Genomic DNA, 20657 nt, shown 5'->3' on the forward strand with positions numbered 1-20657 from the left:
TAACTATACATTTTAAATTACTAACCAAGGTATTACTTTTATAATAAGAAAAAATATTGATAACATATGAATAATCTAGGCAAAATATCTATTGTATTGATAGCTGTTTTCATAGCAGGTAATTCAATGTATCCAATCAGTCAGCTCGTGCATGCACAAATAGATATTTTAGAAACCCCCACCAACCCCAACAATACAGCAACATCACCAACAACCGCTACTCCGAAAGCAGTAGATACTCAGAAAAATGCCAAAATAAAAGAAGCATTAGCTAATATTTTCGAAATATATCAAGCCCTGGCAGATAGAGGCGATGTAGATTCATTGCTAAAACTTAATAACATTGAGAGAATCCTGCTCGAGTTATTAAGATAAGGAATTTGAACTGATAGAAAATTATTTTTTACTTTTATTTTTTTTGATATAATAAATTAAAGATTTTAAAAAAAATGGTTTATTGGCCATTCCATGCTAAGGGTGTACCTAGCATGTATGGTTTTACATTCACTGGGATGCTGTTTGCACCAGTTGGTGGGATTGCATTGGATGGATTTGCATCATCAGTCAAACCTAACAAGTTGCTTGTACCATTATCTGGGCCATCAACTACGATTAAGCCTGCTTGACCTTTGAACAATTGTGAGTAGTCATGGTTTACGAATGCATAGACACCTGGTTGGTCAAATACGACGTCAATAATTGCATCAGTTGATCCGCCAATTGTGTATGTTTGTTTACCAATTCCACTTACAATGCTACCGTCTGTGACTCTGTCTAATAATTCACCTACTATGTGGAAGTTTGTTGGTAAATCACCATGGTTTATTATGAAGAATCTTACATGGTCACCTTGTTTGAAGAACAAAGTTGTGGCATTAGGTGTCTTTGTGATTACTGGGTCATATCCAAATGGAATACCATTTATCCATGCGGCTGTCGGTGCATGGGCAAACATTGCTGCTGCATCGTATTGACCAGATGGGTCAAGATAGTATTCTGAGAATTGGAATGTAACTTCTTTTGCATCTGCTTCGACATCAGTTGTAGTTAATGCGTTTGTACCATTTTCTACGCCTACACCTTCATATCCGGTATAACCTACTTGTGGATCAACGATTACACCACCAACCATTCCTTGGAAAACGTGTTGGTCCATTGTCAATACTGCATTTCCTTCACAGTGGTATTTGAAGAATCCTGGTTGAGTTGCAACAAAGGTATACTGTTTTGAATCACTTACATTGATTGGACCAAAGTTAGGCACTGCACTTATAATTGATGCATGATGATCCAAACTGTGAATCAATGTATTATTTGGATGGTTAATTATATTGACATTTAAAACATCACCTTGGGTCACACGAATTGTTGGACCTGGAATAGTACCATTCCATGTTAATGCGGCTATCTCTTGACCACTTGGCAATGTGAGATTCTTCTCAACTGCTACAAATGTTACATTCTTTACTGGGGCTTCACTTTCCTCAGCCTCTTCAGTAGAGATTTGTTGGAATGCACCACCTAATTTGAAATTCATATTGGCTAGTGTTAATTGACCTTGCTCATTTGATATTGCAAATGATTTCATGTTTATGCCAGGAAGTAAAATTAATCCAGACATCAGAACAGCGGACAAAGCAAAAATTGCTAATGTACCTCTTCATTGTGCTAAATTAGACTAGAAGATATTTTTAAACCTTTTGGACATAAGAATTTTATAGAAAATAGTTCCATTTTCTAAAATTTGATTAATAATTTTAATTAATGAATAATATTTAATTTCAATTACAAACATTGTAAATCTTTTACAAAACTTCCAAAAGGAAATATATCATGACTTTATACCATGAATACTTGGTAAATAATTATATCGTTTGTTATTCAAATTTGAATTAATTAGAATACTAAGCACACCATATTGATGTATTAGAAAAAGTAGCACCTTTTTTGTTGATAGACTAACTATAGTATTTAAAAAACAAGCGATAAATGCATAAATTAAGGTCTAATAAATGAAATTATTTCATCATTCGAGGATGTACAAGAATAAATATTAACCGTGTTGGGTAATGAATATAAATATAATGATTATAACCAGATTCAATATCTTAGGAATTTTTGTTATTTCTATATTGCTCACACTCGGAGTAAGTAATTTTTCTACGAATGACACTTCGCTTACTCTTACGGCTCCGTTAATTGCATTTGCGACGACAGCGACATCAAGCATGGCTCATTCAGAACACATGGATGAAATGCGTCACGATTCATCCAATGCAACTATGTCGGAAGAAGATAAAATGAGATTTTGTGGAACAGACAAAATAAACTCAAACCAATACGTTAATGAGTTTGCTATTCCAGTTCAGTGTAGCCAGCCCGTAGGATTAGCAGTAGATAAGGACAACAACGTATGGGTAGCTTCTGGAAAGTTAGGAAGTTTATTGGTCTTTAATTCAAAGACCTTAGAATTTGATAATATCATCAAAATACCAAACTGGTTGGAACAGACCAGAATTATGGGTTCTATGATATGGAATATGAAATTTGATAAAAACGGTAATTTGTGGTTTACAGATGAACTTAGTAATTCCATTTGGAAGTATTTTGTCAAGGAAGGAAAATTTGAAAATTATAGATTATTATCGGAAGGTGGATATCCTCAATCTATTGCATTTGATTCTGATGGTAACGTATGGTTTACACAATTTTTTGGCAATAGGCTGGGTTTTATCGAACCTTCCAAGGTAATAACAAACACCACAGAAGGCATCTCAGAATTAGATATGTCAAGACAAATAGACTTTCAAACCATGGGTCCAATATCTAATGGTTTTGGATTTGGCAATATCGATGTCAATTCCACTTCTCCAACCAACGTAAATGAGACATTATGGTTTTCAACTGCTAGTTTTCCTGTGGGCGGACATATCATTGGATATGATGTAACAGCTGAAGCGCTAACCATTCACGATGTCACCTATACTCATAATGTTCCATTCAGTATTGCTGAAGATGAAAATGGACTTCTTTGGGCTAATAGCCATATTGCAAATCTATTCTTCTCATTAAATCCGGATACTGGCGAAATAAGACAATACGCTACTTCCAATCCTTCTGCTTCTGGTAATTTGACTACTTTGCCGTACTATAACGTTTATAGAGATGGAAAATTGTGGTTTAATGAACACTATGGAAACGCCATAGCATCGTATGATCCTAAGGAAAAAACCCTGGTTGAATATTATATTCCATCTCAAAACCCATTGTGGGTAAATTCTTCAAATCCTCTCAGATTTACGTTTGATAATAATGGATCAATCTGGTTTACAGAATGGACTGAGAATAAACTGGGTGTGATAACAAAAGATCGGTTTGATCAGATACCAATATCATTAGAGGTTTCAAAAGACAAGCTAGTCATAGATGGTAAAAACAATAAAAGTGACATGTTAGATATTTACATTTCTAGCAAGATTATCAATTCGACTTTACCTAGTAGTAGTAATACCACAAGTCAGATCAATAGCCCTATGAATATAACGATGGATGCGACGTCTTCTCTCTCTAGGGATGGCAAATTGACCAATATTACAGCTAGTTTTAGTCAAGACACTGTACATTTCGGAGAAAAGCCATCAACTGGGAATGGACCATCTTCCTCATCCCCACCAGAGTCAAAGGTAACACTAGCGATCCAACCAACTAAAGAAGCGATTCCAGGAAACTATACTTTAACGATTAGTGCAAAACATGATAAAGACATCACTGTATCAAAAATAGTAGATCTGGAGATCAGATAAAGGGGTTACTGCATACTGTGATACTAATACCACTATACAGTAATAACAATTTTTGATGGGAAAAGCTTGGATATCTGAAGCGACCAACAATATTATTTATTCACTACTGTCCGTAGGATGAAATCGCTCTATTTGAATAGTAGAATGATTGATTCTGAATTTTTTTTCTAATAATGAATTGATTTCGTCTAAAATTCGGTATGAATTGCTTGTATCTATTACGACAATATGAGCCGACAATGCATGTAACCCTGAAGTTATGCTCCATATGTGTAAATCAAATACCCCAGTTACTCCTTTTACCTGTAATAGAGCCTGTTGTATTTGTTCATATGATACGGTTGAGGGCACACCTTCCATCAATATATGCACAGATTTTCTTAATAAAATAAAAACTCGAGGTAATATGAACAAAGAAAGTCCAATACTCAATATGGGATCGATTATTACTACATTGGTTATAGCAATTAGAATTCCTCCTAATATTACACCCACTGAACCAATGATATCGCTTAATAGTTCCAATTTGGCACCTTGAATATTCAAATCCTCTGTATCAGCATCATCTTTTTTGTCGACGACCAAGGAATCCCTTTGTAGTATCGTCTTTGAATAAGGGATCGCTAGCCTTGTTATGATTAGGGCCATTTTCATGATGACCGTGGAAATGTTCTCCACGCAAAATGTACATCCCTACAAGATTTACAATTAAACCTACTATCGCCACAAGTATCATTGGAAAGCTCTGAATTTCTGTAGGTTCAAAAATCCGTCTATACGCTTCGTAAATTATGATTATGGACAAAAGGGATAATACTATGCTATTTATGAAAGAGGCAAGAATTTCTGTTCTAAAGAAACCGTATGTGTGAATTGGTGTGGCTTCTTTTCTACTATAAATTGCAGCTATCAATGCTATACATATTCCAAAAGTATCAGTTAACATATGCCCAGCATCTGCAATAAGAGCTAAACTGCCAGTGTAAAAACCAGCAAGAATTTCGACTACCATATAAGTGGCCAATAAAATGAGGACAATCTTCAATTTCCTTATTTTTATATTATTTTTGACGATTTCTATTGCAGTATTATGCAATTTATTTAAAAACTAACGTACATATGATATTATAAACTTGCTCTCTTGCTCATCGTTTAAATCTATTTTTAATTCAAGCCAATGATTCTAATCGACTAAAAGAGACTAAATGCGATTAGAATTGGAAATCTATCTATTAATGAATGAATGAATGAATGAATGTTACCTATCCAAGAAAAGAATATTATGTATCATTATTTACTTAATATTCTCACTCCAAGATAATAATATGAAACTTATATATCCTAGCATAATCACGAGCTATGAATCAATCCCAACTTCAAACTGTGATAAATGGTACAAATACAATGGTCAACAAGACAAATACCATTATATGATTTGATTCTTGATCTGTTGTTACAGTTTTAGCAGTGAGAATGTAATAAAGACAGTTTTTTATAACTGGTTCTCAAACATTAGATAATATTGATTAATTGTAGAAGTATTCCTTTTAAATCTTTTACAACCCCCTTAATTATTATCATAGCAATCACTTTATTTTTTTCATTCTTTTTTCTTAACTCTTCAATCGATATTTCAGTGTATGGTCATTTTAGCCATTCTGCACACTATAATAATGGTCAAATAGGTATAGGTAATGAATTTTCGATCTTTCAACAAATGGAACCTGAGTATCCAAAACCCAATGATACATCATATATCCAATTCAGTATCCAAGATAAACAAGGTAGAGATGTTAGTAATAAAGTAGTCATGGTAGAAATTTATTCTACACTTACGAATGAACGCATAGCAGCTTTTCCTTGGACCATAGTAGAAATTGGAGATTTTCAAATCCCTTTTATCTTTCCCAAAATTGGAAATTATCAAATTGTGTTGAGTCTTTTAAATAATGAAGCTAATTCTGAAGAAATACTAAATACTGTTCCCCCTCCACGAGCTCTTTTGGGGGATAGTTCAAACTGCAATTGTGAAAGAGCTGTATTCAATATTTCCATAGGAGAATCATTTGGATTTATCTTCATTACTGTAATTTACGGCTCAATTTTAGGAGTAATTTTGATAGTTGGATCTGTATTAGCATGGATGTTTTTAAGCAGAAGAAAAAGCAAAACAAACCCCATTTCAAATGATGAGTTTATCAAATATTCAGTTCTATTTTTAGCAGTTGGTGCAGCTATAGTTCATCTTGCAGTATATTCAGGTCACGCAACATTGAGGCTTGAATATAGCATATTCTTATTATCTGCAGCTGGAGGGCAACTCTTTTATGGAATTTCGTACATCTTTTTGATCTTCTCCGATGATAGACTTTCCATTAAGAAAACGGACAAGAAATTCATATCAAAAGAATACTACAAAAAATCAAAGATATTAAATTCGATAGGTTTGGCAGGTTCTTTGGTGTTAATAGGTTTATACATTTATTCAGTTACTTTTCCACCTCCACTTTCGCCCAATGCTCATCCAGAAGATGTTGATTTGGCAGGTATTATCGATAAATCTCTAGAAATAATATTGGTAATCGGAATAATTTATTTAATACGAACCGAAAAGAGAAGATATCTGTACAGTAGGGAAATTTCAGGTAACAGAAACCTGTAATTTGAATGCTTTTCGGTTTAATTCTAATTTGTCCAGATCAACTAAGACCGACCTAAAATCAAAGTTATAGTTAGGTATAGTGAAAGTGTTCAACCATTTCTTTTATTTATAGCAAGTAAATCATTCATCTTGAAAATATTTCCTCTTAAATAGTCTCCAACTAGCTGAAGAATCAAAATCTAGTATTGTTTAATTTGGAATAATTCTTAAAATATTTACTACTTTTTATTATTTGATTAAGATACTGCTCTGCCTGAATATTAGAAATATTCATGCCGTTGGCTACATAGGAAACTATTCTAACTTTTCCCTTTTATTGACCGGTTGAAATTGTAAAGCATCTTGAAGTGTTTTCACGGGATCAGAACTAGCTAATGCTCCAACGACAAGGGTAGAAAGATAGTTTACTTTATTGCTCTCCAAACTCCCATCCAATTCCTTTTCTAATTCTGCAAATGGATGCATTAACTTTCCAAAAATATCAACAATATTTTGTTCTTCAACTTCCTGTTCATATAAAGGATCAAAATTTGTGACATTATTCGACTCCTTACTATTTTGATACACGAATCCATTGGTTTTGTTAAAAATTATTGCCAATTCGTGATGTATTTTCTTATTGTGACGTAATGCATTCCATTTTCTCTTGAAGTTCTTATTGCATTGATTGCAACTATATACGCCCATGTTAACTATGGGTAAGAACGCTATTTAAAATGAGTCACTCAGAGTGACTCATATGTTATTGCCGATCATCACGAGACAATCAAGCTACACACACAGACATGATGAAAGCATAGATAAACAAAATGAGGTAAAAACTAGGATAAAATACTCTTATTCTTAACCATAAATTTGTGAATATTTGAGCCATACTGAATAGCCTTTTTAGGATGTGAAGCAGATTCCTTAGGAACGCCTATTTTCAAAGCTATATCTCTTAAGATATGCTTCCGTAATAGATCATCTGAACTCCTTATTTTGTAATCTAGGGATATATTTTTTGAATATTTGACAAACGATTCTGACAGGAAAGGTTGATAAGAACGGATTCCCAATTCCCTGATTACTTCAGAGATTTCTTTCATCATATGAGTCTCGTTGGCCAATTTTTCTTCCATGTAATTGTTTATAGCTACCTCACCCTCATGATAAAAAGATCTATATCTATCATATCCACAAAAAAGCTCATCGAATCCATTGGCAGTAAGAAAAAAGTCACTTAATTCGTTATCTCTGACGACTCTACTTACGAGGTAAAAGGCAAAACAATTTTCAATGTGTGAAAGATTGTTACAAGACATCTTGGTTTTCACATATCTAATATTGTTTAGCATATCATTCGGAGTAATTTCGAAAGTCATGTGACCTGATCGCAAACCAAGGAGGTTGGATATGGACTTTGAGAAAAGAAGATCATGAGAATTTGGAAAACCTATTGTAACTAGATAAACTTGTTTGCCTAGATCTTTGCAAATTTTTGCCAATATGGAACTATCAACCCCTCCTGAAAATGCAATGACAACTTGATCGTTATTTTTTATGAAAGTTTCAACGGTAGAATATAACCGGAGAGCCAATTCCTCAGATATCAGCATTTTTTATGATTTGATACCTTCAAAATATATTTGTAATAATTATAATAGAGAGAAGATAATAATTAATAGATTTGGATAAAGATCTAAAGTTTATAGGTCAAAAGAAGGACCTCATTGAAAATAGAACTGGATATTCGATATCAAAGTTATTGGATTTTCTTAAAATAGAATATGAATATAACAATAGATTCAATGATTCTGATTTAAATATTGATTTTAAAATTGGTGATAAATATATTAAAATAATAGAGGACGACTCCGACATGAATGAGTTCAGAATAATTAAGGAAAAGTTTCCACTATTAGATCTGATTGCCGTTGGAAAGTCATCCTATTTGGGAAAAATTAATGAGATGGATAGTATGTTTATGTTTGACAAGCAGAGTGAACAAATTGGCTCGATTTTTATTGAAGACCCGTCATTGGCATTTGACTACGCACATATTCTCCCCTTGGTAGAAAAATGCTCGATAATACATGGTCATACTTCAACAATTATGGTTGAAATCATAGGAGAAATGAAAAACAATCTAGTAATTGACTTTTCAGAAGCAAAGAAAATCATAAAGGAAGCCTTGTATCAGATAGATCACAAATTCTTTATCAACAAGAAATATTTAAAGAAAGAAGATGGAGATCATTTTTTTATAGAATTTGATGGTCCAAAAGGTTATTTTGATTTAAAAGTGCCTAAATATACTACATATCTTTTGGATGGAGAGGCCACCGTAGAAAATCTATCTACCGAAATAATAGCAATGCTATCAAGCAAAATGCCACCCAATGTTCAGGCTTTGGGTGTATATATATATGAAGGGGTCAACAAGGGGGCACATATACTTTCATATATATAAAAATAGACCATGAATAACCAACCTAATTTAAAAAAAACAGTGCTCATTTGGAAACTTTTTTGCAGCAAATTTGTTTTTGTAATTTAGTCCCAAAACCAGTATTTCGAAATAGGGTGCAGATAGGACACTCGATTGAGGCCTTTATTCTTATAGCGACTATAGAAGAGAAGTTTGCATAGTCGAGGAAGATTAATAACTAATTAATTAAAGAATATTACAAATTAAGCTTTGAGTTCAAAGATTACAGAAAAGACCTGGTCGTCAGAAATTGAAAAAAAAATTCTACAGGATTGGAAAATTAGTAATATTTACGATTATGATACAATTGATCAAAGCAATGAAAAATATTTTGTTATAGATACTCCCCCACCTTATCCCTCCGGAAGACCATGGCATATCGGTGCTGCTGCTCACTACTCACAAATTGACATGATTGCGAGGTTTGCCCGTTTAAAGGGATTGAAAGTAGTCTTTCCTATTGGGGTAGATCGTAATGGAATTCCTGTAGAAATTCATACAGAGAAAAAATACAAAATAAGGATGAGAAATACCGAAAGAAAAGAATTCTTAAGACTTTGCAAACTTACGTTGGATGAAACTGAAAGTGAATTTATAGAAATCTTGGCTAGTCTTGGCCTAAGTGCAAACTTTAATCAAAAATATCAAACTGATTCGTCTGAATTCAGGGCTTTTACACAAGCAACCTTTATTGAAATGTGGAATAAAGGTTTTGTATACCTTGGCAATAGACCTAATAATTATTGTATTGACTGCGGTACAACGATAGCTGATGCAGAAATTATTTATTCAAATATTGAAACAAGATTAGTTTACATAGCATTTTATCTGAAAAATAGTAACGATAGAATTGTTATCGCAACTACTAGACCAGAGCTGCTCTTTTCCTGTCAAGCTATAACTGTGAATCCAGAAGATGAGCGATACAAGGAAATTCATGGAAAATTTTTGAAAATTCCATTGTTTGACAGGGAAGTAAAAGTAATACCTCACCACTCCGCTGACAAGGATTTCGGGTCAGGAGCAGTTATGATATGTAGTTACGGCGATCTAAACGATGTTCAACTATTTAGGGAGTTAGGGCTGCCTGAAATCCGATCCATTGATATGAATGGAAGAACCACTGAATTTGCAGGAGAGTTCGCCAATCTCAAGATAAAAGAAGCAAGAGACAGGATAATAGATAAACTGACAAATCAAGGATTAGTGGAAAAGATAGAAAGCATCACACATAGAACACCTCTTTGTGAAAGAAGCAGAACTCAGATTGAAATAATTCCGCTTGAGGATTATTATTTAAAACAAGTTGATATTAAAACGGAGTTGCTAGAAAGATCCAAAGCCATCAAATTTTACCCTGAAATGCATAGACAAATCCTTGTAAACTGGATAAACTCGGTTGCTATTGATTGGCCTATATCAAGAAGGAGGTTTTATGGAACTGAGATCCCGATTTGGTATTGTACTGAATGCAATAATCCAAATTTGCCTCAGCCAGGAAGATATTATAAACCCTGGGAGGAAGACCCCCCATTTGAAAAGTGCAACAAGTGTAATAATAACAAGTTTGAGGGTGAAAAGAGGATTTTCGACACATGGATGGACTCTAGCATAACTCCCCTCTTTATCTCAAGATTTGACAAGGATAAAAAATTTTTCGAAAAAGCTTATCCTGCAAGTATTAGACCCCAAGGCAAAGACATTGTAAGAACTTGGCTTTATTACACTATCCTAAGATGCCTGTATCTAACGGACCAAATCCCGTGGTATAGTGCTTGGATAATGGGATACGGAGTTGATGAAAAAGGCGAAAAAATGAGTAAAAGTAAGGGAAATGTTATTGATCCTCTTCCCCTTATCAACAAGTACGGCGCCGATGTATTCAGATTTTGGTCTGCAAGTGAAACTAACCTAGGATATGATTTTAGATGTTCAGAATTGAAAATACAAGGTGCCCAAAAGTTCTTATCAAAATTGTGGAATATCGGAAGATTCATTTCTAATTTTGAAGTCATTGAAGAAAGTAGTAAACCTCAAGAGCTAAATCCAACTGATAAGTGGATACTCGCCGAGCTGTCAAAAGCTACAGAGAAATGTCTTCAAGGTTATGAAGATCTAAATTTTTTCATACCTGCAAATGTTTTAAGGGATTTCACATGGAATATGTTTGCTGCTCATTATATAGAAATGATCAAGGGCAGGGCATACAACACCGAATCTATTGACGATAGAAAATCTGCATTGTATACGATTCATAAATGCTTTAAAACAATATTGCTCCTATTAGAACCAATTTCTCCATTTATAACCTATGAACTTTGGTCGAAAATTTATGGCAATAAAGAGGTAATTTCAAGTCAGAAAAAGATTCCAATTGTAGAGAAAGAATACGAGTCTTTTGGATCATCAACGCAGTCGATAGTCAAATTCAATTCAGACATTTGGAATAAGAAAAAAGAAACTCTGTCCGAAATTACAAATAAACCCCTTTCCCTCAAAGATCCCATCAAAACAAAAATACCTGTTGAATTGGAATTATTTAAAGACGATTTGATTGTAATGCATAATATAATTCTAGAATAAAAATTTGAGAAAAAGATTAAAGTTTGATCTAAGATTTGTTTCCACTTACGATGTCTAGTATATCCTCAGCTAAATCAATCACGTTTTGAGATTCCATATTAGGCTCCAAAGTTATTAATAACATCTTTTTATCCAAGTAAAATGTTAATAAAGATAGTTTTTCACGTTCTACATACACAAATCGAGCTTTACCCATCGTATCATCAAATCTTTCTCTCATAGATTTTCGGAGGGCTGTGTGTGTAAGATACAATTCTTCACTTGGTTGATCAACAATAGAATCAATTCCATGGCGCATTCCACCAACTATTAGGGAGCCGGTTTCATCAATCAATCCGGCATACCGGATATCATTATTTAGTTCAAAAATAGTATCAATTATTTTTTGGTAGTCCATGAATAATTAGAATGGATACTATTTATTGAATGTTAAGATTCCTTATGGATTTTTTAGTACAATCCAAAAAACATCTTTACCCTAATGTACAAAAATAACAGAAACTTTGTAATTATAAAGATCTTGTTATAAGTAAATCTCCTTAATCTAACAAGCCTATAACGTATGAAAGACACAAATTTCTAATATTTTTTCTGTTAATTAATCTATGAGGAAGAATTGTATAGAAAAATAATATAGAAGAGAAGCAGAGGATTGGGAGGAAAAGTGAAGGCTCAGTTGACGGCTATCTCCCTGACACTTAGATTCTTAATATCGACGTTAGAGCTTCCATCCCAGCGGAATGTTACGATTGGGCCTCCCCATGAAATCAATTCGCCTGGACTTCCTCCGCATCTATCACCCTCATCACCAAATCCACCACTGTCGGTATAGCCAAAGATCTTTTTCCATTGTCCGTTATTGTTTTCATCAACCCAATTTTCAAGCTTTACCACTTGTTTACCATCTACCACAGTGTTGTACATAATTGCTTTGTATCCGACCCACTTATCTTCAATTGATCCAATATTCTTTTGAGCTGGTGTAAATGAATAGCCTCCTGAATGCCACTGTTCTTTTGCAAATCGAGAGCGACCGTCTTTGAATAATCCACCCTTATATGCAGTTCCTTCACAAGGAACATCAGAGTTGTGTTTACCACCATGGGCATACCAAGTCAAATCAAAGTCCGAATCAGATGCTGAATTTATTTTTACAATTCCTGTTATTTCCAGATTCCTCCAGTCATTTACTGCTTGCATATAACCTTTACTTGAGAGTTGTTTTTGATCATATGTGTCAATGTCATCTTGATGATATCCGGTACTAGTAAACACGTTCATTCTAACTTTGTCGGAGGTTACTTTCCACGATCCATCACTGTTTTTCTTTAATGTTAATTTAGGATCAAATCGGCTATCTGAGTTCGGATCATTCATGTTCATGAACCATTTTTCCCCATTTGGTTTATCACGATAAATTTTCTTTACTCCAAAAACATCTACTCCGCTATTAGGATCAGGGGTTGGAGTAGGTGTAGGTGTAGGTGTAGGTGTAGGTGTAGGTGTAGGTGTGGGTGTTGGATCAGATGATGAAGGTTTGGAAAATGCGCGGATCTCAGATATAGAAGCCCAATCATTTTCGGTGTTGCCGTTCACAGTAACTCTGATATACTTTGCTTTTAATGTAGAATCCTTAATTACGTAAGACTCAAATGAATTGGTTTGTTGTGAGCTTCGATCAGTCAAAAGAGTTGTAAAGCTTGACCCATCTTGAGAGGTCGAAATGGTAAAGTCATTTGTTCTCATATCACCTCTATGCCATGCAATATCTACTGCACAAAGGATATCATTTTTCTCAAGTTCGATTTGGATGTAAGATCCTTTACCATATTCTGACCATCTTGTGTTGAAGTTTTTGTCAAGAACATTTTGTGGCACATTGCTAGCATCATATCCACTTGCACCTATGCGAGTAACTGTAGCTTCAGTACAATCTGCTGGTATGGGGTCAGGAGTAGGATCAGGTGTGGGGGTGGGAGTAGGATCAGGTGTGGGGGTGGGAGTAGGATCAGATGATGAAGGTTTGGAAAATGCGCGGATCTCAGATATAGAAGCCCAATCATTTTCGGTGTTGCCGTTCACAGTAACTCTGATATACTTTGCTTTTAATGCAGGGTCTGTGTTCACATACTGTTCATATGAATTAGTATCGCCTTTACTTTTTCCAGACAACAAAGTTGTAAAGCTTGACCCATCTTGAGAGGTCGAAATGGTAAAGTCATTTGTTCTCATATCACCTCTATGCCATGCAATATCTACTGCACAAAGGATATCATTTTTCTCAAGTTCGATTTGGATGTAAGATCCTTTACCATATTCTGACCATCTTGTGTTGAAGTTTTTGTCAAGAACATTTTGTGGCACATTGCTAGCATCATATCCACTTGCACCTATGCGAGTAACTGTAGCTTCAGTACAATCTGCTGGTATGGGGTCAGGAGTAGGATCAGGTGTGGGGGTGGGAGTAGGATCAGGTGTGGGGGTGGGAGTAGGATTTGGATTGGGCCAAGGCCAAGGCCAATTTCCATTTCCCGGAGAAAGCCCGCCATCCAAATACCCGCCAATAATGTCATTCAAGTTCAAACTTGCATATGCTTGAGTAAAGAAATCGGCTAATCCCGGAGATGAAAGAATCAGGGTTAATGCAAGAAAAATACTTAAAAAATTGTTATAATTTTTCATTTAAACACGTGCCTCCATTAAATTGAAATTTTTTGGATAATTCAAATCAATTTCGATAACTAAGAGCGCATTAATTATACTCATTTCAAGAATTTAGGAGAATTTAATATTTATGAGACGCTTACTTTTATTATCAAAGAAATATGATATATTAAGTTATGCGAGTTTGATAATTAATAATTAATATCTACATTATTCTATCAATTTCTTACTAGAGTAAATGATATAATAAGAGCTTATTAGATAAAATTATATAAAATTTTATTACAAATTACAACATATTTCATAAATATCAACAACCGTAATATAAATTAAAATTGTTTCAATATCTTAAAATAAAGAATGTTGTAATTACAAGTGCATTCATAGTCTTCATGATTAGTTCCGCATTAATATCTGTAAGTCCGGTTACTGTATTAGCACAGTCTTCAGAGCTACCCAAAGCAAGTTTACTCTATAATGGAGGCATCTCAGACTTAAAACCATCATTGACAGTAAAGGACAATTTAATGAAAAAAATACAAGTTCCTGAAGATGAACATGAGTTCGAATTCAATTCATTGATATATGCAATAAACAGAGGGGACAAAATATCTTTTGACTTTGAGGAAGAGCCAGCGAGAGTAGACGCTTTTCTTATAGATTATGAAACAGACTATACCACATTGTGGGCGTTAGAAAAGTTATCCACTGGAGAATTTACGGCTAATACACCATCTCCAGGCCTTTATAATCTGGATGTTCATGCAATATACCCAGATGGAGAATATGTATCCTATTCAAAATTAGTTAACGTAGTAGATAACAACCAAAATCTTTTGAGTTTAACTCCACAATCTAACCAATGTGGAAATGAATTACCATTAGACAAATTAACTGCAATGGGCAATCCCGCTACTAGCGTTTTGAACCAAGTCATTAATCAGCCATTGATTAAAGAACTTTCATTTGGTATAATAGATGAATTAAATGTACAATTGGCAGACGTTAAGAACATTTGTGGTATTCAATTAGGACTCAAAAATGCTCAAAATGACATAAATTTCTTTGCAGTACAAAGCTCCGATGACGGAAGTCTATATTCTGATCCCATAGTTTTCTCCAACACAGGATTTAGCGGAGAACTACCAGAAATTTACAAATACCCATCCTCTATTGAAGCAAAGTTCCTAAAGATAGTACCCCTTGGAAGTACATTAGAAAAGGGTCTCGGGATAACAGACTTTAAATTATTTGGTCATTAAACCCCATCTCTTTTCTAAATGAAGAAAATCGCAGTTTTTACAATTGAATTATAAAATCGATTTCAACTGGGGCGTTTAATGGTAAACTGTTTACTCCCACTGCCACTCTAGAATGTCTTCCAATTTCTCCAAAGACTTCAATAAGAAAATCTGAAGCACCGTTTATGACTTTTGGATGCTCCATAAAAGAGTCTTCACAATTTACATAACCAGTTATTTTGACAATTCTTTTTACTTTATCTAAATCCCCTACCAAATTTTTCAGAATTGAGATCGCGTTAAGACAACAGATTTTGCAAGCTGATTGCGCATCTTCTATTGAAATTTGTTTTCCCACTTTACCTCTATATTTTAAATCATTAGTAGGATATTCCATATCAAGTGGAATTTGACCAGAAATGAAAACAAGATTATCTACTCTTACTATTGGAACATAAGAGCCTAGTGCTTTTGATATTCCCTTTGGTATTACAAGATTTAGTGATTCTATTTTTTTCTCAGGATTCATAATTTAATATACTTGTTAGAACTAAAATGTTAACTTTTACGTTTAGTAACCTTTTTAATATCTTTATCTTTTGTTGTATTTATGTCAACGGAGGATGACCTTCCAAAACTCCCAGCCAAGAAATGGAAAATAGGTACTATAGGTATCTCCCTGATAGTAATGGGACTTTCATTGTTATTTATTTATGTATTATGGGCTTCTTTTGGATATATTGGTCCATCCTTTTCATCTGACGTTTTAAATTTGCAACAATCAACCCTACGAGCTGAATATCATTTACCAGAAGAGCCTGTCATTACAGACCCAACTGTATTGCAAACACCCCCTTCACTTCGTCCTTTCCTTGCGGATAATGCAACAAGCTCCTCTAATGCAACAAGCTCCTCTAATGCAACAAGCTCCTCTAATGCAACAAGCTCCTCTAATGCAACAAGCTCCTCTAATGCAACAAGCTCCTCTAATGCAACAAGCTCCTCTAATGCAACAAGCTCCTCTAATGCAACAAGCTCCTCTAATGCAACAAGCTCAGACTCACAAAAGGTACAAGTATCTATAGTTTCAGGTGCGTCTACTTTGACCGATACCGCTTATAATCCAAATCCCGTCGAGATTACTATAGGTCAAACGGTTGTTTGGACAAATGATGACGCAGCTTTTCATACGGTTACCTCTGGGCGAAGTAGGTGCAGCAGACGTTGGAAAAGAATTCGATTCAGGGTTGACTGGACCTACAGCGCTGACCAGCAAAGGAAAAACATTCGAACATACCTTTGAAGTAGTGGGCGAATATCCTTATTTCTGCACACTGCATCCCGGAATGGTCGGTACAGTTGTTGTAAGTTAAGCATTATAACATACCATACTATTTGTTAACAGGTACACAAACAAACAAAATTTCGAAAATGGTAATTGTTGTAGCGCATTATTACAATTTACGCACATAAATACATAATACATCTAAGATGACTAGTTATCATAATGAATGATAAGGTCGAGAGAAAACCGAATTCTTTGATACATGAGAGTAGCCCTTATTTATTGCAACATGCATTTAATCCAGTTAATTGGTTAGCTTGGAATGACGAGACAATTAATCGCTCAAAGAAAGAGGATAAACCGATCTTTCTCAGCATAGGTTATAGCTCTTGTCACTGGTGTCATGTGATGGCACATGAGTCATTTGAAGATAATGAAATTGCAAAAATTATGAATGAAAAATTCATTAACATAAAGGTCGATAGAGAAGAAAGACCAGATATCGACGATATTTATCAAAGGGCATGTCAATTAGTAACTGGTAATGGAGGTTGGCCTTTATCCGTATTTCTGACTCCAGACCTCAAGCCATTTTATGTGGGTACATATTTTCCAAAGGAGAGTAGATATGGAATGCCCGGCTTTGGAGAAATCCTTAAACAACTCTCACAAGCATATATGGCAAAGAAAGACGACATAAATAAGACGACCTCAGAATTTGTTGAAGCATTAGCAAGTACCTCAAAAGATATCAGAGGTAACAATATTGGTGAAATTGACAAGACGGTATTAGATGAATCAGCGCTAAATCTATTACAGATGGCAGACCTTGTTAATGGCGGTTTTGGTATTTCTCCCAAATTCCCAAATGTTTCAAATTTGTTGTTCTTGTTACGATATTATCATATTTCAGGAATAGAAAAATTCAAAGATTTTGTTCTATTAACATGTGACAAAATTATCTTTGGGGGAATACACGACCATTTAGGGGGAGGATTTTCTAGATATTCAACAGATCAAAAATGGTTAGTACCTCATTTTGAAAAGATGTTGTATGATAATGCATTATTGGTTGTACTATTTTGTGAAATGTATCAAATTACCAAAGACGAAATATTTAGAGACACTGTTGAAAAAACACTAGATTACATATTGCGAGAGCTTACCAATGATAAAGGGGTTTTCTATTCGGCCGAAGATGCAGATTCCGATGGCGAAGAGGGGAAATTTTATGTTTGGTCAAAAAGAGAAATAATTTCAGAGATCAAAATTCCACTACATCAAGATATATTTTGTGAATATTTTGGTGTTACTGAAATGGGAAATTTTGAGGGAAAAAACATACTCAATGTAAAGTATTCAATTGAGCAACTATCAAAAAAATATGGTTTAACCGTAGAAGAGATTAAAAAAATAATAGATGTGAATTCAGCAATACTCTTTGATATTCGAGAGAAAAGAGTAAGACCTCAAAAAGACGATAAGACAATTTTATCATGGAATGCTTTGGCCATATCGGCCTTTGTCAAAGGTTTCAAAATAACGGGAAAAGCAAAATACCTAGAAGCTGCAGTAAAGGCCGTAGAATTCATAGAAAAAGAGTTAAAATCAAAGAATGGATTTTTATATCGGATTTACAAGAAGGGCGAGGTTAAGATACCTGCTTATTTAGATGACTATTCTTTTTATGTTAACGCCCTCTTAGACATTGTTGAGGTAAAGACTGATTCAAAGTACATCGACTTGACTTGTAATTACGCTGATTGGGCACTAAAACATTTCTGGGATGTAGAAGAGAATAACTTTTACTATTCCTCCGACCTGCATGAATCTCTACTTCTGAGAACTAAAATACTATACGACCTTGCAACTCCTAGTGGGAATTCGGTTTTCGTATCCAATTTGATTCGTTTGTATCACATAGTTGGAAAGAGTGATTATATAGACAAAGCAGAGAAAATGATAAAAGGGTCGATCTCAGCAGCGTTAGATAACCCCTTTGGATTTGGTTGGTTGTTATCGTCTTGCTATCTCTACATCAAAAAACCAATAGAAATCACCATCTTTTCTCATGATGTCAATGATTCAAAAATCACTGATGAATTGAACAAAATGTTTATCCCAAATAGCATATTTTCCGTCTTGTATGAAGGGAATGCTTTACAAGACCTTGAAAAATATAGTCTATTTAGAAATAAAACAATGATCAAAGATAAACCAAGTGGTGATTTTGTATTGATATGTAAAGATTTTGCCTGTACTCCCCCAATATCAGACCTACGGGAGATAGAGAATATTTTAGCCTCACATTCATCATCATCATCAAAAGAAAGAATTAAATAAATTTTTTTACAGCTATGTCACAGTGTTGAATCCTATTCATGTGAGATTTTTTTCCATTATCGGGTTGAGTTTAATTTTACTTCCATTAATTAGCGTAAACATATTTGGTCAAATGGACCAACCACCAGATAACTTTGATCAAGCAAAATCATCTAGCGATGAGGCGCTATCAATAATTGATTCTTTGAAGGGATCATCTCTACTCGATTCGGTTGTAGAGGACATGAGAAATATTTCCTATCCAACTATGAATCAAACAATCAACAACCAAAATAATGCATCTCAGCCGTTAGATAGCAATTTAAATTTCCTTATACCTAACAGTACTACAACTGTTGCCCCATTTATTAATGAGACACTAATTCCAAGTTTAAACACCACTAGCAAGAATAGTACAACTAATGAAAACTTTGTAGACAATGTACAGCCGATGTTAATCTTACCATACCCTATGACCATCTCTTCGAAAGATATTATTCCATTGTATAGTTCAATGCCGTTGAAAATTGCAAATGGAAATATTTTGGCTAAACTCCCATGTAATTCAACCAACCCATTATTACAGATTGTTGGTTCCTCCTCGGATAACAACTTATTTCCAATACAGATAAATATTTTGTCCAACTTTTCTGGGACCGGAAGTATGTGTATGTATCAGTCAATAATTCCCGATGACTTGTCGAATCTATTGTATTCACACACCTTGACGAGTATTTATCTCTACAATCCTTCGGATTTTCCACTTGAAGTACCTAATACAACATCTATTTTCCTAGGAATACACAAATTAATAGAGTGAAATTAGCTCTATATAGAATACATTATTCCACCAGAAACTATTGGAATAGATTCTAGATTTGATAATTCCTTGATGCGAGCAATAATCGCATTAAACCAGAGACTATCGATGCCTTGACTCCAAATAGTAATTTTCTTATAGTCTCTTTCCTTGCCCTGATGAAAAAAACCTTTACAATCCTCGACGGTCATATTATTATATTTTTGACTTATTTCTTCGACTGCTAATTTTGCTTCTGATGGCAGGTATAAAATAGTCAACGTAGGATATGGAATGGTGTCTGTAGAAGTAGAAGATGATGACGCATCGTTAGCCATGGTTATACTGTATTTTGGACTTATATGATGATTTCGTTACAAAGATTTGAAAAATAGAAGTAATAAATCGAAAATTCATAAAGGCTATATGTTTATTACATTATTGTAACTATATGAAGGCGGAGCAATTTACAAAGAACATACTCGATTTAAATGATAATATTTTATTTAGTGGGATCATTGAAAAATCTGGGCATTTAAATATCAGTAGTCAAAGAGATTCATTAGATAAGTATTTAAAAGGAAGAAATGCCGAATTGATTATTTCTGAATCGGCATATGCAGTTGATTTAAGAAAAGGCTTTTCCTCTTCATTTGGTAACTTAAACTCCATTTGCTATGAGTACAGTTCATTTAGAATATTGATAATACCAGTAAAAGAACATATCTTGTTTTTGTTGATCAATAAGAATGTAAATACGAGTGATTTATCACAACAGATCTACAGGATTGTTAACTCTGACAATGAACTTGATTTATACTCTTAATA

The 20657-nt window shown here is 34.2% G+C and carries 20 protein-coding genes; 11 read left to right on the forward strand and 9 right to left on the reverse strand.

The genetic code is table 11. From position 1 onward, the window contains the following. Positions 1 to 66: 66 nt before the first annotated feature. Positions 67 to 375: a hypothetical protein gene (locus tag ACMT7R_RS05820; protein ID WP_415310691.1), complete on the forward strand. Its 309-nt coding sequence runs from the start codon at positions 67 to 69 to the stop codon at positions 373 to 375. Between the two features lie 79 nt (positions 376 to 454). Here the strand turns inward: ACMT7R_RS05820 and ACMT7R_RS05825 are convergent, their stop codons facing one another. Next, complete coding sequence (locus ACMT7R_RS05825) at positions 455 to 1636, reverse strand: multicopper oxidase domain-containing protein (RefSeq protein ID WP_415310692.1); 1182 nt, start codon at positions 1634 to 1636, stop codon at positions 455 to 457. Between the two features lie 433 nt (positions 1637 to 2069). Here ACMT7R_RS05825 and ACMT7R_RS05830 point away from each other — a divergent pair, with 433 nt between their 5' ends. Next, the gene (locus ACMT7R_RS05830) at positions 2070 to 3803 is read left to right on the forward strand and encodes a hypothetical protein (RefSeq protein ID WP_415310693.1); all 1734 of its coding nucleotides are present in this window, start codon (positions 2070 to 2072) and stop codon (positions 3801 to 3803) included. 96 nt (positions 3804 to 3899) lie between these two features. Here the strand turns inward: ACMT7R_RS05830 and ACMT7R_RS05835 are convergent, their stop codons facing one another. Next, positions 3900 to 4388 (reverse strand): cation diffusion facilitator family transporter, encoded by a 489-nt coding sequence (locus tag ACMT7R_RS05835; protein WP_415310694.1) that lies wholly within the window; start codon positions 4386 to 4388, stop codon positions 3900 to 3902. Continuing rightward, entirely contained in the window at positions 4366 to 4899 is a 534-nt protein-coding gene (locus ACMT7R_RS05840; protein ID WP_415310695.1) for a cation diffusion facilitator family transporter, read from the reverse strand. Before ACMT7R_RS05840 ends, ACMT7R_RS05835 begins: the two co-directional genes overlap by 23 nt. 426 nt (positions 4900 to 5325) lie before the next feature. Here ACMT7R_RS05840 and ACMT7R_RS05845 point away from each other — a divergent pair, with 426 nt between their 5' ends. Continuing rightward, positions 5326 to 6465 (forward strand): hypothetical protein, encoded by a 1140-nt coding sequence (locus ACMT7R_RS05845; RefSeq protein WP_415310696.1) that lies wholly within the window; start codon positions 5326 to 5328, stop codon positions 6463 to 6465. Positions 6466 to 6759: 294 nt separating this feature from the next. Here the strand turns inward: ACMT7R_RS05845 and ACMT7R_RS05850 are convergent, their stop codons facing one another. Both ACMT7R_RS05850 and ACMT7R_RS05855 read right to left on the reverse strand, forming a co-directional pair. Beyond that, complete coding sequence (locus ACMT7R_RS05850; protein ID WP_415310697.1) at positions 6760 to 7152, reverse strand: hypothetical protein; 393 nt, start codon at positions 7150 to 7152, stop codon at positions 6760 to 6762. 134 nt (positions 7153 to 7286) lie between these two features. Further along, positions 7287 to 8063, reverse strand: coding sequence for an asparagine synthase C-terminal domain-containing protein (locus tag ACMT7R_RS05855; protein ID WP_415310698.1), 777 nt, complete (start codon positions 8061 to 8063; stop codon positions 7287 to 7289). A 71-nt stretch (positions 8064 to 8134) separates the two neighbouring features. Between ACMT7R_RS05855 and ACMT7R_RS05860 the strand changes: the two genes are divergently transcribed. Next, complete coding sequence (locus ACMT7R_RS05860; protein WP_415310699.1) at positions 8135 to 8917, forward strand: 6-pyruvoyl trahydropterin synthase family protein; 783 nt, start codon at positions 8135 to 8137, stop codon at positions 8915 to 8917. Between the two features lie 228 nt (positions 8918 to 9145). After that, positions 9146 to 11518 carry a valine--tRNA ligase gene (locus tag ACMT7R_RS05865; RefSeq protein WP_415310700.1) on the forward strand — a complete coding sequence of 791 codons (2373 nt, stop codon included), beginning with the start codon at positions 9146 to 9148 and terminating at the stop codon, positions 11516 to 11518. A 28-nt stretch (positions 11519 to 11546) separates the two neighbouring features. Here ACMT7R_RS05865 and ACMT7R_RS05870 read toward each other — a convergent pair whose 3' ends face one another. Together ACMT7R_RS05870 and ACMT7R_RS05875 are read right to left on the reverse strand one after the other, a co-directional pair. Then, positions 11547 to 11915: a DUF6659 family protein gene (locus ACMT7R_RS05870; protein WP_415310701.1), complete on the reverse strand. Its 369-nt coding sequence runs from the start codon at positions 11913 to 11915 to the stop codon at positions 11547 to 11549. 275 nt (positions 11916 to 12190) lie between these two features. Further along, positions 12191 to 14200 (reverse strand): discoidin domain-containing protein, encoded by a 2010-nt coding sequence (locus ACMT7R_RS05875; protein WP_415310702.1) that lies wholly within the window; start codon positions 14198 to 14200, stop codon positions 12191 to 12193. Between the two features lie 317 nt (positions 14201 to 14517). Here ACMT7R_RS05875 and ACMT7R_RS05880 point away from each other — a divergent pair, with 317 nt between their 5' ends. Continuing rightward, on the forward strand, positions 14518 to 15444 hold the full coding sequence (locus tag ACMT7R_RS05880; protein WP_415310703.1) for a hypothetical protein: 927 nt from the start codon (positions 14518 to 14520) through the stop codon (positions 15442 to 15444). 37 nt (positions 15445 to 15481) lie between these two features. Here the strand turns inward: ACMT7R_RS05880 and ACMT7R_RS05885 are convergent, their stop codons facing one another. After that, a complete protein-coding gene (locus ACMT7R_RS05885; RefSeq protein ID WP_415310704.1) occupies positions 15482 to 15952 on the reverse strand; it encodes a RidA family protein in 471 nt (156 codons plus the stop codon). A gap of 81 nt (positions 15953 to 16033) precedes the next feature. On the opposite strand from ACMT7R_RS05885, the gene ACMT7R_RS05890 reads away from it, so the two are divergent. The 4 genes from ACMT7R_RS05890 to ACMT7R_RS05905 all read left to right on the forward strand — a co-directional run bounded on the left by ACMT7R_RS05890 (position 16034) and on the right by ACMT7R_RS05905 (position 19850). Next, positions 16034 to 16726, forward strand: a complete 693-nt coding sequence (locus ACMT7R_RS05890) for a hypothetical protein (protein WP_415310705.1) — start codon at positions 16034 to 16036, stop codon at positions 16724 to 16726. Between the two features lie 4 nt (positions 16727 to 16730). Further along, positions 16731 to 16796 (forward strand): hypothetical protein, encoded by a 66-nt coding sequence (locus tag ACMT7R_RS05895; protein ID WP_415311638.1) that lies wholly within the window; start codon positions 16731 to 16733, stop codon positions 16794 to 16796. A gap of 134 nt (positions 16797 to 16930) precedes the next feature. Then, positions 16931 to 19051: a thioredoxin domain-containing protein gene (locus tag ACMT7R_RS05900; RefSeq protein ID WP_415310706.1), complete on the forward strand. Its 2121-nt coding sequence runs from the start codon at positions 16931 to 16933 to the stop codon at positions 19049 to 19051. 112 nt (positions 19052 to 19163) lie between these two features. Next, positions 19164 to 19850, forward strand: coding sequence for a hypothetical protein (locus tag ACMT7R_RS05905; RefSeq protein WP_415310707.1), 687 nt, complete (start codon positions 19164 to 19166; stop codon positions 19848 to 19850). An 8-nt stretch (positions 19851 to 19858) separates the two neighbouring features. Here the strand turns inward: ACMT7R_RS05905 and ACMT7R_RS05910 are convergent, their stop codons facing one another. Further along, positions 19859 to 20167: a hypothetical protein gene (locus ACMT7R_RS05910; RefSeq protein ID WP_148685579.1), complete on the reverse strand. Its 309-nt coding sequence runs from the start codon at positions 20165 to 20167 to the stop codon at positions 19859 to 19861. Positions 20168 to 20280: 113 nt separating this feature from the next. Between ACMT7R_RS05910 and ACMT7R_RS05915 the strand changes: the two genes are divergently transcribed. Then, the gene (locus tag ACMT7R_RS05915) at positions 20281 to 20655 is read left to right on the forward strand and encodes a hypothetical protein (protein ID WP_415310708.1); all 375 of its coding nucleotides are present in this window, start codon (positions 20281 to 20283) and stop codon (positions 20653 to 20655) included. The last annotated feature ends 2 nt before the right edge of the window (positions 20656 to 20657 follow it).

The organism is Candidatus Nitrosocosmicus sp. FF01, from assembly GCF_047711275.1.
In the GTDB taxonomy this organism is placed as follows: domain Archaea; phylum Thermoproteota; class Nitrososphaeria; order Nitrososphaerales; family Nitrososphaeraceae; genus Nitrosocosmicus.

Excerpts from the sequence above, each read along its gene's own strand:
- ACMT7R_RS05820 (WP_415310691.1), top strand. The coding sequence starts at position 67 with ATGAATAATCTAGGCAAAATATCTATTGTATTGATAGCTGTTTTCATA.
- ACMT7R_RS05830 (WP_415310693.1), top strand. The coding sequence starts at position 2,070 with ATGAATATAAATATAATGATTATAACCAGATTCAATATCTTAGGAATT.
- ACMT7R_RS05850 (WP_415310697.1), bottom strand. The coding sequence starts at position 7,152 with ATGGGCGTATATAGTTGCAATCAATGCAATAAGAACTTCAAGAGAAAA.
- ACMT7R_RS05855 (WP_415310698.1), bottom strand. The coding sequence starts at position 8,063 with ATGCTGATATCTGAGGAATTGGCTCTCCGGTTATATTCTACCGTTGAA.
- ACMT7R_RS05870 (WP_415310701.1), bottom strand. The coding sequence starts at position 11,915 with ATGGACTACCAAAAAATAATTGATACTATTTTTGAACTAAATAATGAT.
- ACMT7R_RS05875 (WP_415310702.1), bottom strand. The coding sequence starts at position 14,200 with ATGAAAAATTATAACAATTTTTTAAGTATTTTTCTTGCATTAACCCTG.
- ACMT7R_RS05885 (WP_415310704.1), bottom strand. The coding sequence starts at position 15,952 with ATGAATCCTGAGAAAAAAATAGAATCACTAAATCTTGTAATACCAAAG.
- ACMT7R_RS05890 (WP_415310705.1), top strand. The coding sequence starts at position 16,034 with ATGTCAACGGAGGATGACCTTCCAAAACTCCCAGCCAAGAAATGGAAA.
- ACMT7R_RS05900 (WP_415310706.1), top strand. The coding sequence starts at position 16,931 with ATGAATGATAAGGTCGAGAGAAAACCGAATTCTTTGATACATGAGAGT.
- ACMT7R_RS05905 (WP_415310707.1), top strand. The coding sequence starts at position 19,164 with ATGGACCAACCACCAGATAACTTTGATCAAGCAAAATCATCTAGCGAT.
- ACMT7R_RS05910 (WP_148685579.1), bottom strand. The coding sequence starts at position 20,167 with ATGGCTAACGATGCGTCATCATCTTCTACTTCTACAGACACCATTCCA.
- ACMT7R_RS05915 (WP_415310708.1), top strand. The coding sequence starts at position 20,281 with ATGAAGGCGGAGCAATTTACAAAGAACATACTCGATTTAAATGATAAT.